Source organism: Xanthomonas euroxanthea (assembly GCF_903989455.1).
In the GTDB taxonomy this organism is placed as follows: Bacteria; Pseudomonadota; Gammaproteobacteria; order Xanthomonadales; family Xanthomonadaceae; genus Xanthomonas; species Xanthomonas euroxanthea.
This window is the reverse complement of the sequence record NZ_LR861803.1, coordinates 2094657-2110177: the sequence shown is the minus strand read 5'-3', so window position 1 is coordinate 2110177 and position 15521 is coordinate 2094657. Positions and strand designations below refer to the sequence as shown.

Annotated in this window: 14 protein-coding genes; 3 read left to right on the top strand and 11 right to left on the bottom strand. The window is 66.1% G+C overall.

What is annotated here, in order from left to right:
- Positions 1-26: 26 nt before the first annotated feature.
- Complete coding sequence (locus tag H7A86_RS09055; RefSeq protein WP_164739314.1) at positions 27-566, top strand: Smr/MutS family protein; 540 nt, start codon at positions 27-29, stop codon at positions 564-566.
- A gap of 141 nt (positions 567-707) precedes the next feature.
- Here H7A86_RS09055 and truD read toward each other — a convergent pair whose 3' ends face one another.
- The 8 genes from truD to H7A86_RS09015 all read right to left on the bottom strand — a co-directional run bounded on the left by truD (position 708) and on the right by H7A86_RS09015 (position 8540).
- The gene (gene truD, locus H7A86_RS09050; protein ID WP_119132159.1) at positions 708-1817 is read right to left on the bottom strand and encodes a tRNA pseudouridine(13) synthase TruD; all 1110 of its coding nucleotides are present in this window, start codon (positions 1815-1817) and stop codon (positions 708-710) included.
- A gap of 252 nt (positions 1818-2069) precedes the next feature.
- Positions 2070-2561 carry a 2-C-methyl-D-erythritol 2,4-cyclodiphosphate synthase gene (ispF, locus tag H7A86_RS09045; protein WP_119132160.1) on the bottom strand — a complete coding sequence of 164 codons (492 nt, stop codon included), beginning with the start codon at positions 2559-2561 and terminating at the stop codon, positions 2070-2072.
- A gap of 145 nt (positions 2562-2706) precedes the next feature.
- Positions 2707-3480, bottom strand: coding sequence for a 2-C-methyl-D-erythritol 4-phosphate cytidylyltransferase (ispD, locus tag H7A86_RS09040; protein WP_119132161.1), 774 nt, complete (start codon positions 3478-3480; stop codon positions 2707-2709).
- Positions 3477-3833: a cell division protein FtsB gene (gene ftsB / locus H7A86_RS09035; protein WP_016904016.1), complete on the bottom strand. Its 357-nt coding sequence runs from the start codon at positions 3831-3833 to the stop codon at positions 3477-3479. Before ftsB ends, ispD begins: the two co-directional genes overlap by 4 nt.
- 3 nt (positions 3834-3836) lie before the next feature.
- The gene (gene eno, locus H7A86_RS09030; RefSeq protein WP_104582883.1) at positions 3837-5129 is read right to left on the bottom strand and encodes a phosphopyruvate hydratase; all 1293 of its coding nucleotides are present in this window, start codon (positions 5127-5129) and stop codon (positions 3837-3839) included.
- A gap of 283 nt (positions 5130-5412) precedes the next feature.
- Positions 5413-6246, bottom strand: coding sequence for a 3-deoxy-8-phosphooctulonate synthase (kdsA, locus tag H7A86_RS09025; RefSeq protein WP_119132162.1), 834 nt, complete (start codon positions 6244-6246; stop codon positions 5413-5415).
- 204 nt (positions 6247-6450) lie between these two features.
- Positions 6451-8115 carry a CTP synthase gene (gene pyrG, locus H7A86_RS09020; protein WP_104582881.1) on the bottom strand — a complete coding sequence of 555 codons (1665 nt, stop codon included), beginning with the start codon at positions 8113-8115 and terminating at the stop codon, positions 6451-6453.
- 176 nt (positions 8116-8291) lie between these two features.
- A complete protein-coding gene (locus H7A86_RS09015; RefSeq protein ID WP_164739315.1) occupies positions 8292-8540 on the bottom strand; it encodes a hypothetical protein in 249 nt (82 codons plus the stop codon).
- 162 nt (positions 8541-8702) lie between these two features.
- Between H7A86_RS09015 and parE the strand changes: the two genes are divergently transcribed.
- Positions 8703-10592: a DNA topoisomerase IV subunit B gene (parE, locus tag H7A86_RS09010; protein WP_119132163.1), complete on the top strand. Its 1890-nt coding sequence runs from the start codon at positions 8703-8705 to the stop codon at positions 10590-10592.
- Between the two features lie 375 nt (positions 10593-10967).
- A complete protein-coding gene (locus tag H7A86_RS09005) occupies positions 10968-12467 on the top strand; it encodes a S10 family peptidase (protein ID WP_119132418.1) in 1500 nt (499 codons plus the stop codon).
- A gap of 236 nt (positions 12468-12703) precedes the next feature.
- Here the strand turns inward: H7A86_RS09005 and H7A86_RS09000 are convergent, their stop codons facing one another.
- From H7A86_RS09000 to H7A86_RS08990, 3 genes are all read right to left on the bottom strand, one after another.
- Entirely contained in the window at positions 12704-13465 is a 762-nt protein-coding gene (locus H7A86_RS09000) for a YdcF family protein (RefSeq protein WP_119132164.1), read from the bottom strand.
- A gap of 121 nt (positions 13466-13586) precedes the next feature.
- Positions 13587-14714 carry an inorganic phosphate transporter gene (locus H7A86_RS08995; protein ID WP_104582878.1) on the bottom strand — a complete coding sequence of 376 codons (1128 nt, stop codon included), beginning with the start codon at positions 14712-14714 and terminating at the stop codon, positions 13587-13589.
- A 9-nt stretch (positions 14715-14723) separates the two neighbouring features.
- Positions 14724-15350, bottom strand: coding sequence for a DUF47 domain-containing protein (locus H7A86_RS08990; RefSeq protein WP_104532321.1), 627 nt, complete (start codon positions 15348-15350; stop codon positions 14724-14726).
- Positions 15351-15521 lie beyond the last annotated feature (171 nt).

Below are 15521 nucleotides of genomic sequence, written 5' to 3'. Positions count from 1 at the left end.
GAGGTTGGGCACGTTACGCTGTGACCATGTCGCATCCAGAAGACGAAGACGACGGCGCGCTGTTCCGCGCAGCGATCGGCGCGGTCAAGCCGATTCGCGAGGTCGCCCCACCGGCCAATGCCAAGCCGCGCCCCAAGCCGCGCGCGCGCATGGCCGAGCGCGACGACGCCGAAGCGCACACCGAATTCGCACGCCTGCTGCGCGACAGCGCGCCACTGGAGGCTGGAGATACCGCCAGCTACCGACGCGAGAATCTTCCCACCCGATTGTTTCAACGGCTCAAGCGCGGGCAGTTCTCGATCCAGGACGAGCTGGATCTGCATGGCGCCACCGCCACGCAGGCCGAATCCCTGCTGCGGCAGTTCCTGCTGGAGGCACATGCGCACGACCATGGCTGCGTGCGCATCATCCACGGCAAGGGGCTGCAGTCGGACAATGGCGCGCCGGTGTTGAAGAACCTGATGGATCGCCTGCTGCGTCAGCGTAACGATGTGCTGGCGTTTCATTCCGCGCCGGCCACGCAAGGTGGCACCGGGGCGTTGCTGGTGTTGCTGGCGCGGCGTTAGGGCCGCTTGGGTGGCCGGTTACCGACCTGGATTGCAGGCATGCGCTTGCGTGGGGACGGGCTGAGGGGAAAGCCCGTCGCGGCCTGGTCCGCTCCTACGCGTTGGCGTGTTTGCCGGGTGGCTGACGACCACCGGGCAGGCCTAGGCGTCGGAACGCGGGCCGGTGTTGAGACGGCCGGCGTCGCTGACCTCGCCGAGCTCCCACAGCACCGCGGTGGCGTAGCAACCGGGCGGCAGTGCGAATTCGAGCTGCAGGCTGTGTGCATCCAGCCAGCGGAACTCCAGCTGTTGCGGACGCAGGCGCAGTGCGCGGCGCTCCTGCTTCAGGCCCGCTGCTTCCAGGCCGTGGCGCAGCGCGTCGGATTGCGGATCGGACAAGGCGCCCTGCTCCACCGCCGCGGCCTGGCCGGTCGAACGCAGCTCGCCGGCACCCCACAACGGCCCGCTGGGATGGATATCGAAGCGCGCCAGGCGCTCTGCCAGTGCCTCGCTGAACGGCTCGGGGCCGAACACGCTGCGCGAGCCGTCCAGCATCCACGCCTCGCCCTCCAGTGCGGTGTCCCAGGTGCCCTGCCCCACGCGTGCGCTGAGCACTCGATTGAACAACGCCGAGCGCGCCGCCGACAGCAGCATCGAGCGCTGATCGTTGCGCAGCCGCCGTCTGGATGCCGGCGCCGCTGACAACGTGCCGTCGGCATTGGACTGGTGGCCAAACATCGCCAGCGCGGAGGCCACGTTGCCGCCATCGCGACCGAAACGCTGTTCGCCAAACCAGTTCGGGATACCGCGCGCGGCGATCGCCTGCAGGCGCTGTTCGATCGCAGCGCGCTCGCCCTGCACCTGCCGCAACGTCAACACGAAACGATTGCCCAGCAGTGCACCGCGTTGCAGCTTGCGGTTGTGCCAGGTGCTGTCGATGACCTGCATCTCGTCGTCATCGAGCGTGGCGAGCTCCGGCGCGATGCGCTTGGGCAGATGCACGCTGAAGCGCTGCGTGGTCACCGCATGGCGATCCTTCAGGCCGGCGTAGCTGACGCCCATCTCGGCGATCCCGGCCCAGTGCGCGAGTTTCTTCGCGATATAGGCGGTGTTCTGCCCACGCTTGCGGATGGTGAGCAACAGGTGCTCGCCCTCGCCGGAGGGCTCGAAGGCCGGCAGCTCATCGACCTGAAAATCGTCGGGCGTGCTGCGCATTGCCGCGCCAAGGACCGCAGCGCCATGCGCACGTGGCAGAACAGAGGTGTCGCTCATGCTGTGATTTACCTTCGCGCCGACAGGTCGTGCGCTGTATGCCGAATGCCTCGGCGCAGTGATGTCGCGTTGCAACGCCAAGATGAGCCCGGCGCGGGCAACCGCGATGTGGAACGGCTAGAAACCTGGCCGGCAGTAGTCAGATGCGTGTGGACGGTGCATGCAGGGCATGCGTGATGAGCGCTGTGCTGCCCCATCGCCAGGCACCCTCTGTGCCCGGCCGGCGGTGGGCACCGGCCTTGCCGGCTGCGGTTATGCAGCGATCTTGCCAAGCAATACCGCCGCCTGCGCCGCAATGCCCTCGCTGCGGCCGGTGAAGCCGAGTTTTTCGCTGGTAGTGGCCTTGACGCTAACCGCATCGAGCTCGATCGCCAGCAGGCCGGCAATGCGTTCGCGCATGGCCAGCGCATGCGGGCCGATCTTGGGACGCTCGCAGATCACGGTGACGTCGGCATTGCCGACACGCCAGCCACGCTCGCGCAGCAAGTGATCGCAATGCTGCAGGAACTGCGCGCTGTCGGCATCCTTCCAGCGCGCATCGGATGGCGGAAAGTGCTGCCCGATATCGCCCAGCGCCAGCGCACCCAGCATTGCATCGCACAGCGCATGCAGCACCACGTCGCCATCGCTGTGCGCAAGCACGCCATGGCTGTGCGCGACGCGCACGCCGCCCAGCATCACGTGGTCGCCCGTGCCGAACGCATGCACGTCGTAGCCCTGACCGATTCGAAAATTGAAAGACATGGAAAATCCGTGGTGAGTGAGAGTGCCCAACAACAGGGAGCAAGCAGTCGTTTAGGTCGGCATGGACGCTGTAAACAGACCGCAGTGTACGAGGGCCTACACAGCCGGTTCCGCAAACCGGCCTCGCAATCGTTCGACAGCCGCCCTAACGCGTGTTGACGTCGTGATTGGCCTCGGCAACCACCGCATCGTTGCGTGTGGCCACCAATTCGGCGTCCACCGCCACGCCGCGGCGTGCGAGCTCGAATTCGAAGCGCGCCAGATCCGTTGGCGTGGTCACCTTGAAGTTGTCTTCGGCACCTTCCACCAGCAACGGGCGCAATCCCAGCCGCTCCATCGCCATCGCCTCGTCGGTCACGTCCACGCCGGCGGCCGACGCTTCGGTCAGGCCGCGGATCAATTGATGGCGACGAAACAGCTGCGGGGTCAGCGCGCGCCACAGCCGCTCGCGCGGTTCGGTGGCATCGATGCCGCCATCGTCGCCGACACGCTTGAGGGTGTCGCGCACCGGTGCAGCCAGGATCGCGCCGACCGGATCGCCGCGGCCGATTTCCAGCAGGCGCTCCAGGTCGGCCAGGCCGAGATTGGGCCGCGCGGCGTCGTGCACCAGCACAAAGTCATCGGCGCGCACGCTCTCGGGCAAGGCCAGCAAACCGGCCAGCACCGATGCGGCACGTGTCCCGCCGCCGACGCAGGTCAGCACCGGCTTGGCCTGCACCGACGTCCAGCCCGGCCAATCCGCATCGTCGGGCGCGATGGCTACCACGATGCCGGCCACCACCGGATGCGCGGCAAGCGCCGCCAGCGTGTAGGCCATCAGCGGTTGCCCGGCGGCGGGCAGATATTGTTTGGGGGTCTGCCCGCCAAAGCGCGTGCCGCGCCCGGCGGCCGGCACGATCGCCCAGATCGAACCGGTCATGGCTGTTCCGCCGGCGCGTCGGGCTCGACGGGTGCGGCCGACGGCGCGGCCACCGCGGGCGGCAGCGGCGGTGCATCCTCGACCACACGATAGAACGTCTCGCCCGGTTTGATCATGCCCAGCTCGCTGCGCGCGCGTTCCTCGATTGCCGCCTCGCCGTCCTTCAAATCCTTCACCTCTGCTGCCAACGCCTGGTTGCGTTGGCGCAGACCTTCGTTGTCCTGTGTCTGATGCGCGACCTGGGCTTCCAGCATCATGACTTCGCCGGAATTCCCAGGCCCGAACCAGAAGCGGTACTGCAGCCAAGCCAGCAGCACCGCCAGCACCAGCAGTAGCCAGCGCCAGTTGCGCACGGCTTATCGCTTGATCGAAACGAACGCGTCGCGGCCGGCGTAGCGTGCGCCGGAGCCCAGCGCCTGCTCGATGCGCAGCAACTGGTTGTACTTGGCGACGCGATCGCTGCGGCACAGCGAGCCGGTCTTGATCTGGGTGGCGGTGGTGGCCACGGCGATGTCGGCGATGGTGGTGTCTTCGGTTTCGCCCGAACGGTGCGAGACGATCGAGGCATAGTTGGCCGCGTGCGCCATCGCGATGGCCTCCAGCGTCTCGGTCAGCGTGCCGATCTGGTTGACCTTGATCAGGATCGCATTGGCGGTGCCCGAGTCGATGCCCTGCTTGAAGATCTTCGGGTTGGTGACGAACAGGTCGTCGCCGACCAGCTGCACCTTCTTGCCAACGCGGTCGGTGAGCAGCTTCCAGCCGGCCCAGTCGTCCTCGGCCAGGCCGTCTTCGATGCTGATGATCGGATACTGCGCGACCCAGTCGGCCAGGAAGTCGACGAACTGCTCGCTGGTCAGGCGCTTGTTCTCGCCAACCAGGTTGTACTTGCCGTTGTCGTAGAACTCGCTGGAAGCCACGTCCAGGCCCAGCAGCACGTCTTCGCCTGCGGTGTAGCCGGCCTTGCCGATCGCCTCGAGAATGGTGTCCAGCGCTTCGACATTGCTGCGGAAGTCCGGCGCAAAGCCGCCTTCGTCGCCGACTGCCGTGCTCAGGCCGTGGCCCTTGAGCACCGACTTGAGCGCGTGGAAGATCTCGGTACCGGCACGCAGCGCTTCGGAGAACGAGCTGCAACCGACCGGCAGCACCATGAACTCCTGGAAGTCGACGTTGTTGTCGGCATGCGCGCCGCCGTTGATGATGTTCATCATCGGCACCGGCAGCGCCACATCCGATTCGGTGATGGTGGACAGGTACTGCCACAACGGCTGCTTGCGCGAGGCTGCCACGGCATGCGCGGCGGCCAGCGAAACACCCAGCAGCGCATTCGCGCCCAGGCGGCCCTTGTTCTCGGTGCCGTCCAGATCGATCAGGCGGCGGTCCAGGCCCTGCTGGTCGGCGGCATCGAAGCCCTTCAGCGTCTCGGCGATGGTGCCGTTGACGTTCTGCACCGCGTGCAGCACGCCCTTGCCCAGGTAGCGGGTCTTGTCGCCATCGCGCAGTTCCACCGCTTCCTTGGTGCCGGTCGAGGCGCCCGAGGGCACGGCGGCGCGGCCGAACGAGCCGTCGTCCAGCGTGACTTCGGCCTCCAGCGTGGGATTGCCGCGGGAGTCGAGGATTTCGCGGGCGAGGATCTTGGCGATAGTGGTCATAGGTCGATCGGTTACCAGTAAGGGGGAAGGACACCGGAAACAAGCTGCCGGATTATCGCCGCAGGACTGCGGCTTGCCAAATGGCGAGATCAAGCGGCCGCCGCGATGGCGACACGTCAGGACGCCGGAGCAGCAGGTGGGCGGCAGTACGGACTGCGCAGTGCAGCGGTGTCAGCTGCAGCTGTCGCACGCGGTACCGTTGTGCGAACACCGGCACCACATCCGCATCCGCGGCGCTAACGGACCACGCAGCAGCGGCCGCGCGCGCCACCGCATTGCCTGATCAGACGCCTTGCTCGAGGAAGCCGTGGCGCTTGGTGATGGTGTCCAGCGCCAGCAGTGTCTCCAGCAGGGCTTCCATCTTGTCCAGCGGCCAGGCGTTGGGGCCGTCCGACAAGGCCTTGGACGGGTCCGGATGGGTTTCGGCAAACAGGCCGGAAATGCCCACCGCCACCGCGGCGCGCGCCAGCACCGGCACGAATTCGCGCTGGCCGCCGGAACTGCTGCCCTGCCCGCCCGGCAACTGCACCGAATGGGTGGCGTCGAACACGACCGGGCAGCCGGTATCGCGCATCACGCTCAGCGAGCGCATGTCGCTGACCAGATTGTTGTAGCCGAACGAGGCCCCACGTTCGCAGACCATGATCTGTTCGTTGCCGGTCGACTTGGCCTTGTCCACCACCGGCTTCATGTCCCATGGCGACAGGAACTGGCCCTTCTTGATGTTGACCGGCTTGCCGGCGGCACAGACGTTCTTGATGAAGTCGGTCTGGCGCACCAGGAAGGCCGGGGTCTGCAGCACGTCGACGACGGCGGCGACCTCGTTCATCGGGGTGTATTCGTGCACATCGGTCAGCACCGGCACGCCGATCTGCTGTTTCACCGCTTCCAGCACCTTCAGGCCTTCTTCCAGGCCCGGGCCGCGGAAGCTGGTGCCGGAAGTGCGGTTGGCCTTGTCGAAGCTTGACTTGAAGATGAAGTTGATCCCCAGCCTGCCGGTGATCTCCTTGAGCTTGCCGGCCACGTCGAGCTGCAGCTGCATCGACTCGATCACGCAGGGGCCGGCAATCAGGAACAACGGCTGATCCAGGCCGACGTCGAAGTCACAGAGTTTCATCAGGTCACCTTATTGATTGAGCCCCTCTCCCGTCGGGAGAGAGGTTGGGAAGAGGGGGCGGTTGCAACGCGCTGGTGAAGCCCGATGGCTTGCCCAGGCCGGCGCATGGCGACGCGTTCGTCATGGCTGCCATCTTCCGGTGCGTTGCGATGCCCACTCATCCGGCACGGCGCGCCCGCGTCTCCCGCAGGGAGAACAAGCGGCTCACGCACGCGCTTCCTTCAGCAGTTTTCCACCCGCCTTCTTCTCGCGCGCGGCGCGCACGAAGCCGATGAACAGCGGATGCCCGTCGCGCGGGGTGGAGAGGAATTCCGGATGCGCCTGGCAGGCCAGGAACCACGGATGCGTTTCGCGCGGCAGCTCCACCATCTCCACCAGCGTGTCGTCCATCGACTTGCCGGAGATCACCAGGCCGGCGTCTTCCAGCTGGGTGCGGTAGCGGTTGTTGAACTCGTAGCGGTGGCGATGGCGTTCGGCGACCACGTCCTTGCCGTACACCTCGCGCGCCAGCGTGCCCGGCTTGAGCCGCTGCTCCTGCAGACCCAGGCGCATGGTGCCGCCCAGGTCGGATTTCTCGTCGCGCTTTTCCACTTCGCCGGTGGCGGTGCGCCATTCGGTGATCAGGCCGATCACCGGGTGCGGCGACTGGCGATCGTTCTCGGTGCTGTTGGCTGCGTCCAGGTCGGCCACGTGGCGGGCATAGTCCACCACCGCCGCCTGCATGCCGTAGCAGATGCCGAAATACGGCACCTTGTGCTCGCGCGCGTATTTGGAGGTCAGCACCTTGCCTTCGAAGCCACGGTCGCCGAAGCCGCCCGGCACCAGGATGCCGTCGATATCCTGCAGCGCCGCCATGTCGCTGCCTTCCAGGTCCTGCGCTTCCAGCCACTTCAGGTTGACCTTGGTGCGCTGGCGCAGACCGCCGTGACGCAGCGCTTCGGCCACCGACTTGTAGGCGTCCTGGTGGTCGACGTACTTGCCGACCACTGCAATGGTGACCTCGTCCAGCGGATGCTTGACCGCATCCACCACCGCCGCCCATTCGGACAGGTCGGGCGCAGCCACCTTGTCGCGCAGCTTGAACTGATCGATGACCAACTCGTCCAGGCCCTGGCGACGCAGTTCCAGCGGCATGCCGTACAGCACGTCGATATCGGGGCAGCTGATCACCGCGCGCTCGGAGACGTTGGTGAACAACGCGATCTTGCGGCGCTCCGAATCCGGAACCGCCTGCTCGGAACGGCACAGCAGCACGTCCGGCTGGATACCGATCGAACGCAGTTCCTTGACCGAGTGCTGGGTCGGCTTGGTCTTCAGCTCGCCAGCGGCGGCGATGTATGGCACCAGCGTGAGGTGCATGAACATGGCCTTTTCGGCGCCCCGCTCGGTGCGCACCTGGCGGATCGCCTCCAGGAACGGCAGCGACTCGATATCGCCGACGGTGCCGCCGATTTCGATCAGCGCCACGTCGAAGCCGGCGGTGGCCTCGTCGATGCAACGGCGGATCTCGTCGGTGATATGCGGGATCACCTGCACAGTGGCGCCCAGGTAATCGCCACGACGCTCCTTGCGGATCACGTTCTCGTAAATGCGGCCGGTGGTGACCGAGTTCTTGCGCGACAGCCGCGTGCGCACGTAGCGCTCGTAGTGACCCAGGTCCAGGTCGGTCTCGGCGCCGTCGTCGGTGACGTAGACCTCGCCATGCTGGAACGGGCTCATCGTGCCCGGGTCCACATTGATGTAGGGGTCCAGCTTCATCATCGTGACCTTCAGGCCACGCGCTTCCAGAATGGAGGCAAGCGAAGCGGCGGCAATGCCCTTGCCTAGCGAGGACACTACGCCGCCGGTAACAAAAATCAGGGGGGTCATGGGGCTTGGAGCCTCCCGGAAAGCCATAGTTTAGCGGGTGACGGGCGAATGCCCAAGGGTTGCGTGACGATCATGCCGTCACAGCGGCGAAAGCGGCGCTGCGCCTGGCGCCCAAATGCAGACGCCCCGGCCAAGGCCGGGGCGTCTGTGTGGCGTGGCGCCGACTCGCACTGGCATCAGCGCGCCGGCTTTTCTTCTTCCTCTTCCTCGCGCGGGGCGTCATCGGCCTTGGGCTTGTGCGCCGCGGCGGCGGCACGGCGTTCGGCCTTGCGCTCGGCTTCGGTCTTGGCCTTGGCGTCGTCGGCCTTCTGCGCGCTGGCGCCGGTGCCCTGCCCGGTCTGCTGCGGGGCCGCCTGGGCCAGGGCAGGAAGCGCGGCCACTGCGGCAGCACCGAGGGTGAGCATCAGGATGTGCTTGAACTTCATGGTGTCCTCCGGTTTCGGTGACATCCTCAGGTGGGGACGTTTGGTTCCGAATCCAACGCCAGGGTATCCAGCGGCACCCCGCCCTGCACTGAACGTCGGTCGCGTGCAAAAAATCGGCCCAGCCCCCACACTTGCGCGTCGTTTCACGTGCCAACGAGATGCATGAACACCCGTTATAACGCCGCCGATATTGAAGTGCTGTCGGGCCTGGACCCGGTCAAACGCCGCCCTGGAATGTATACCGACACTGCGCGCCCGAACCACCTGGCGCAGGAAGTGATCGACAACTCGGTCGACGAGGCGCTGGCCGGTCATGCCAGGCAGGTCGAAGTGACCCTGTACAAGGACGGCAGCTGCGAGGTGTCCGACGACGGTCGCGGCATGCCGGTGGACATGCACCCGGAAGAAAAGATTCCCGGTGTCGAGCTGATCCTGACCCGGCTGCATGCCGGCGGCAAGTTCAGCAACCGCAACTACACCTTCTCCGGCGGCCTGCATGGCGTGGGCGTGAGCGTGGTCAATGCGCTGTCGACCAAGGTCGAGCTGTTCATCAAGCGCGAAGGCAGCGAGCACCGCATGGAGTTCCGCGACGGCCACGCCGCCTCCAAGCTGGAAGTGGTCGGCACCGTCGGCAAGAAGAACACCGGCACGCGGCTGCGCTTCTGGGCCGATCCGAAGTACTTCGACACCCCCAAGTTCAACGTGCGCGCGCTGCGCCATCTGCTGCGCGCCAAGGCGGTGCTGTGCCCCGGCCTGACCGTCAAGCTCCACGACGAGGCCACCGGCGAGCAGGACAGCTGGTACTTCGAGAACGGCCTGCGCGACTACCTCAAGGGCGAGATGGCCGCGCACGAGATGCTGCCGGCCGACCTGTTTGTGGGCAGCCTGAAGAAGGACACCGAGATCGTCGACTGGGCAGCGGCCTGGGTACCGGAAGGCGAACTGGTGCAGGAAAGCTACGTCAACCTGATCCCGACCGCGCAGCACGGCACCCACGTCAACGGCCTGCGTTCGGGCCTGACCGATGCGCTGCGCGAGTTCTGCGACTTCCGCAACCTGCTGCCGCGCGGGGTCAAGCTGGCGCCGGAAGACGTGTGGGACCGGGTCACCTTCGTGCTCAGCCTGAAGATGACCGACCCGCAGTTCTCCGGGCAGACCAAGGAGCGCCTGTCCTCGCGCCAGGCCGCCGGCTTCATCGAAGGCGCCGCGCACGATGCCTTCAGCCTGTACCTGAACCAGAACGTGGAGATCGGCGAGAAGATCGCGCAGATCGCCATCGACCGCGCCAGCGCGCGGTTGAAGACCGAAAAGCAGATCGTCCGCAAGAAGGTCACCCAGGGCCCGGCCCTGCCCGGCAAGCTGGCCGACTGCATCAGCCAGGACCTGTCGCGCACCGAATTGTTCCTGGTCGAGGGCGACTCGGCCGGCGGCTCGGCCAAGCAGGCGCGCGACAAGGATTTCCAGGCGATCCTGCCGCTGCGCGGCAAGATCCTCAACACCTGGGAAGTGGCTTCGGGCAGCGTGCTGGCCTCCGAGGAAGTGCATAACCTGGCGATCGCGATCGGCTGCGACCCGGGCAAGGACGACATCACCGGGCTGCGCTACGGCAAGGTGGTGATCCTGGCCGATGCGGACTCGGACGGCCTGCATATCGCCACCCTGCTGACCGCGCTGTTCCTCAAGCATTTCCCGGCACTGGTTGCCGCCGGCCATGTGTTCGTGGCGATGCCGCCGCTGTTCCGCGTGGACGTGGGCAAGCAGGTGTTCTATGCGCTGGACGAAGAGGAAAAGACCACACTGCTGGACAAGATCGCGCGCGAGAAGATCAAGGGCCAGGTCAGCGTCACCCGCTTCAAGGGCCTGGGCGAGATGAACCCGCAGCAGCTGCGCGAATCGACCATCCATCCGGATACGCGTCGCCTGGTGCAGCTGACCATCGACGATGGCGAACAGACCCGCTCGCTGATGGACATGTTGCTGGCCAAAAAGCGCGCCGGCGATCGCAAGCAGTGGCTGGAGACCAAGGGCGATCTGGCGTCGCTGGAAGTTTAAGAACCTCTGGAAAGCGTTAAGGCCCTAAAGGTCAAGCCCCTCTCCCGTCGGGAGAGGGGTTGGGGTGAGGATACGTGCGAAGCCACCGGGTAAGTAACCGCCTGAGGCTGCGCCCCCGTACCCTCATCCGCCCCTGCGGGGCACCTTCTCCCGACGGGAGAAGGGAGTGTCATCGGTTTTCTCTTAGGTCGATGTCTATTTCAGCAGCCTGCCCAAACCTCGCCCTTTGGGTCAGACGGCTGCCTGCCGCGGCACAGGCGGCGCCATGCCAGGCATGCGGCGTCGGCCGACGCGACACATGTGCCTTTGTGCACATCCATCGGGCGCCACCGGGGGGCCTAGCATCGTCGCTCCCCTGCCGAACGTCCGATGCTCATGTCCTTTTTTCTCCGCACCAGCCTGCTGGCCTGCGTCCTGCTCAGCGGGACGGCGCTGGCCGATGCGCCCGACAAGACCGATGCAAAACCCGATACCAAATCTGATGCGGCGGCGGCCAAACCCGCGCCACTGCCGGCCGATGCCAGCGTGCGGCAAAGCACGCGCGTGGCCGGGCGCTCGCTGAGTTACACCGCAACCGTCGGCACGCTGCCGGTGCGCGACGCGCAGGGCAGGACCACCGGCGAGGTGGTGTTCACCGCCTACACCGTGGATGGCAAGGACCGCCCGGTGACCTTTGCATTGAATGGCGGGCCCGGCGCGGCGTCGGTGTATCTGAACATGGGCGCGATCGGACCGAAGGTGGTCGGCTTCGGCGCCGAAGGCGACAGCGCGTCCGCACCGGCGACCTTGCGCGACAATCCGGGCACCTGGCTGGACTTCACCGACCTGGTGTTCATCGACCCGGTCGGCACCGGCTTCAGCCGCGCGCTCATCGGCGACGACGAGGCCAAGAAGCAGTTCTACAACCCGCAGGCCGACGTGGAATATCTCTCGCGCGTGATCTACGACTGGCTGCTGAAGAATCGCCGCCTGCAGACGCGCAAGTATCTGGTCGGCGAAAGCTATGGTGGCTTCCGCGGCCCGCGCATCACCCAGTACCTGCAGACCCGCCTCGGCGTGGCGATGAACGGCGTGGTGCTGGTGTCGCCGTACCTCAACCCGACCCTGGACGACAACAGCGATGTCTCACCCCTGGCATGGATGATGACGCTGCCCTCGATCGCCGCCGCGCATCTGGAGCGCCAGGGCCAGCTCAGCGACACGGCGATGCGCCAGGTGATCGACTACACCCGCGGCGACTATGCGGTGGCGCTGATGAAGGGCCGCACCGACCCGCAGGCCACCGAGGCGATGCTGCAACAGGTCGCCCGCATGACCGGACTGGACGCGACCTATGTGCGCCGCTCCGGCGGACGCCTGGAAACCCAGGCATACCTGCGCGAGGTGTTCCGCGACAAGGGCGAGCTGGGCAGCCGCTACGACTCCAACGTCACCGCGTTCGACCCCTTCCCCAACGATCCGGAGCAGCGCGCCAACGACCCGCTGCTGGACAGCATCATCGCGCCGACCACCACCGCGATGGTGGACTTCGTCACCCGGATCGTCGGCTGGAAAGTCGATGCCCGCTATCAGGCGATCAATTACGAGGTCAATACGGCGTGGGAATGGGGCGATGAACTGCGCAAGGGCGCGGTGACGCAGCTGCGTCAATCGGTGGCGATCGACCCCAAGCTGCGTGTACTGATCGCACATGGCTGGAACGATCTCTCCTGCCCGTTCATGGGCTCGGTGCTGACGGTGGACCAGATGCCGGCGATGGGCGACCCCACGCGCGTGCAGGTGCGCGAGTATCCCGGCGGCCACATGTTCTACAACCGCCCCGACAGCCAGGCCGCGTTCCGCAACGACGTCAAGGCGCTGTACGAAACCCGCTGAGCACAGCCATCGCCGGCCGCACACGCGGCTGGCGATGCAGCACACCGACGGCGCGTGCGTACCAACCCGTCGCCAAGCCACCGGCAAAGCCAATAGTGGTTTCGGGCCGCCACACATGTGACTTGCCCGCGTCAACGTTCAACACCACTCGCTGCCGTCAAGATTCAAATCAGCCGAACAAACCAAAACGCGCACCAGCTGTTACGAATCCCGACTCCCGACTCCCGATTCCCCATTCACAACGCCCCAGGCGCCACAGCCCGCACATTCCACCCCAGCCGCTCGTAGACCCGATAACGCGCAATGCCCAGATACTCGTGCAGGGCGACATCGGCCACGGTGAAGTTGTAGCTCTGCGGCAACCACGCCCAGGACGCGGTCAGCCAGTCCGACCGTACCGGCGTGGCATCGATACCGAAATGGCGGAAATACAGTTCGGCGCGCCGCAGATGCGTGGCCGAGGACACCAGCACGACGCGGTCGGGGCGGTACGTGCGCAGCAGTGGCTGGCTGAACTGCGCGTTCTGCCAGGTGTTCATGCTGGACGGCTCCATGATCAGGTCGGCCTGATCGATCCCGAGCCCGATCAGCACCTTTCGGTACACCACCGCCTCGGACAGGCCCAGCCCGCGTGCATCGCCGCCACTGATCTCGATCTTGCAGTCGCCGCCGTGCGCACGGCACTGCCGGTACAGCCGCGCCGATTCGACGATGCGGCCATAGGCGAACATGTTGGACTCGGCGGTGGCGTCGGGGCCATCCGGCCGCACCGTCCCTGCGCCCAGCAGCACGATCATGTTGCGCGCGCGCCAGTCGTTGAAGTCGTTGACGCCGGTCTGCTGCAAGCCGTGCAGCATCCAGCTCGCCAACGGGCCGCAGCCCACCAGCAGCAGCAGGGCCAGCGTGGCCGCCGCCAGCGCACGCGCACTGCGCAGCCAGCGCCGGCGGCCGATCAACCAGGACAGCAGGAACAGCACGCACACCAGCGCAAGCATCATCGGCGCGTTTCCTCAGGCAGGACGCGTTGGTACATCAAAGCCGAACGGGATGATCTGCAACAAGATGGCCTGCAGTCGGCGCGCATGCTCGCCGACCGAGGTGACCATCGCGCGACATCGCTCAGGTCCAGCCGAACCACTCGAAGCAGCGCAGGATCACATACGCCACGCCGCCCGCGGCCGGGATGGTCAGAATCCAGGCCCAGACGATGCGCTCGATCACGCCCAGCCGCAGCGAGCGCGGATTCTTGGCAAAGCCCACGCCCATGATCGCGGTGGAAATGCTGTGCGTGGTCGACACCGGCATGCCGAAATGCGCGGCCACGGTGAGCACGGTCGCCGAGCTGGTTTCCGCGGCAAAGCCGTGGATGGGATGCAGCTTGACCATCTTGTGGCCGAGCGTCTTGATGATCTTCCAGCCACCCGAGGCGGTGCCGGCGGCCATCACCACCGCACAGGTCAGCACGATCCACATCGGAATGCCGGCGCCTGCGGCCAGCCCGGTGCCCGGATGCAGGAACGACAGCCAGCCCGGCAGCTCGTCCAGTGCACCGGCCGACTGCGCGCCGATCAGGGTCATGGCGATGATGCCCATGGTCTTCTGCGCGTCGTTATGGCCGTGGGCATAGCCCATGTAGGCGGCCGAGGCGATCTGCGCCTTGCCAAAGAAGGCATTGACCCAGCGCGGACGCGCCAGCCGCCCGATCGGCCCGCCCAGCCTGGCCATGCCGGCGATGATCGCCCACAGCAGCAGCATCACCACGATACCGAGCAGGAAGCCGGCGATCGGCGAGGTGATCATCGGCACGAACACCTTCCACAACAGGCCCTTGTTCTTGGCCCAGTTGCCGATGTTTTCCGACCAGATCAAGGCGTTCCAGTTGTTGTGCGCGGCCGCCAGCCCGGCGCCGCACAGCCCGCCGATCAAGGCGTGCGAGGACGACGACGGCAGGCCCTTCCACCAGGTGATCAGGTTCCAGATGATGCCGCCCAGCAGCGCGCACAGGATCACCTGCGGGGTGACCTCGACCACCTCGGTGTTGAGCAGGCCGGAGGCGATCGTCAGCGCCACCGCGGTGCCGGTGAGCGCGCCGATCAGGTTCATGCCGGCGGCCAGCATCACCGCCCAACCCGGCGACAGCACCTTGGTGGCGACCACGGTGGCGATGGAGTTGGCGGTGTCGTGGAAGCCGTTGATGAACTCGAACACCAACGCCGCCAGGATCACCACCAGGACTAGGGTAAGCACGCGGCGACCTCAGCTGTTCTTCAATACGATCTGGTACACCACCACCCCGGCCTCGCGGCAACGGTCGATGGCCTTTTCCAGGATCTCGAAGAATTCCTTGAGCAGGAACATCTGCAGCGTGTCCAGGCGGCCGGAATAGATGTCGCGGTACAGCTCGAGCATCAGCCGGTCGGCTTCGTTCTCCAGCATGCGCAGCTTGTCGTTGAGCGCGGTCATGCGATCGATGTTCATGTGCGGCAGGTCGGTCACCATCTCCACCACCACCGCGGCGGCCTGTTCCAGCATCGCCGCGCGCGGGGCGAAGTCGATGTGCTCCAGGTGCTTGGTGGCCAGCGAGTACCGGTCGGCGAACTTCTCGACCTGCTTGGGAATCTTGTACAGCGCCGACCCCAGCGCCTCGATGTCCTCGCGTTCGATCGGGGTCATGAAGCTGTCCACCAGCGCCTGGCCGATCTTGTCGGAAGCGGCGCGTTCGCGCAGGCGGGCCAGCTTGAAGGCGTCCAGCGCGGGTTGGCGGTCGGACGTGCGCATCATGGCGTGCAAGGCCTTGGTGCTGTCGTAGGCGGCCTGCGCCGCTTCGTTCAGGAGCGCATAGAACTGCTTGCCGGAACCGAAGATGGTCTGCAACGAGAACATGGGTGGAGAACTTCCTGCCGTCGAGGGAGAGACGGACGCCAAGCGCGAATTATGACCGTTCCATGACCTGTCTGGGTATCTCGGCGCCACAAGTGGCCTTCACATCGGCATTTCCCGGCTCGAACCACCCTGTGGTTTGCTAACATGCTCCCGCGCCCTCGGGTGCACCCT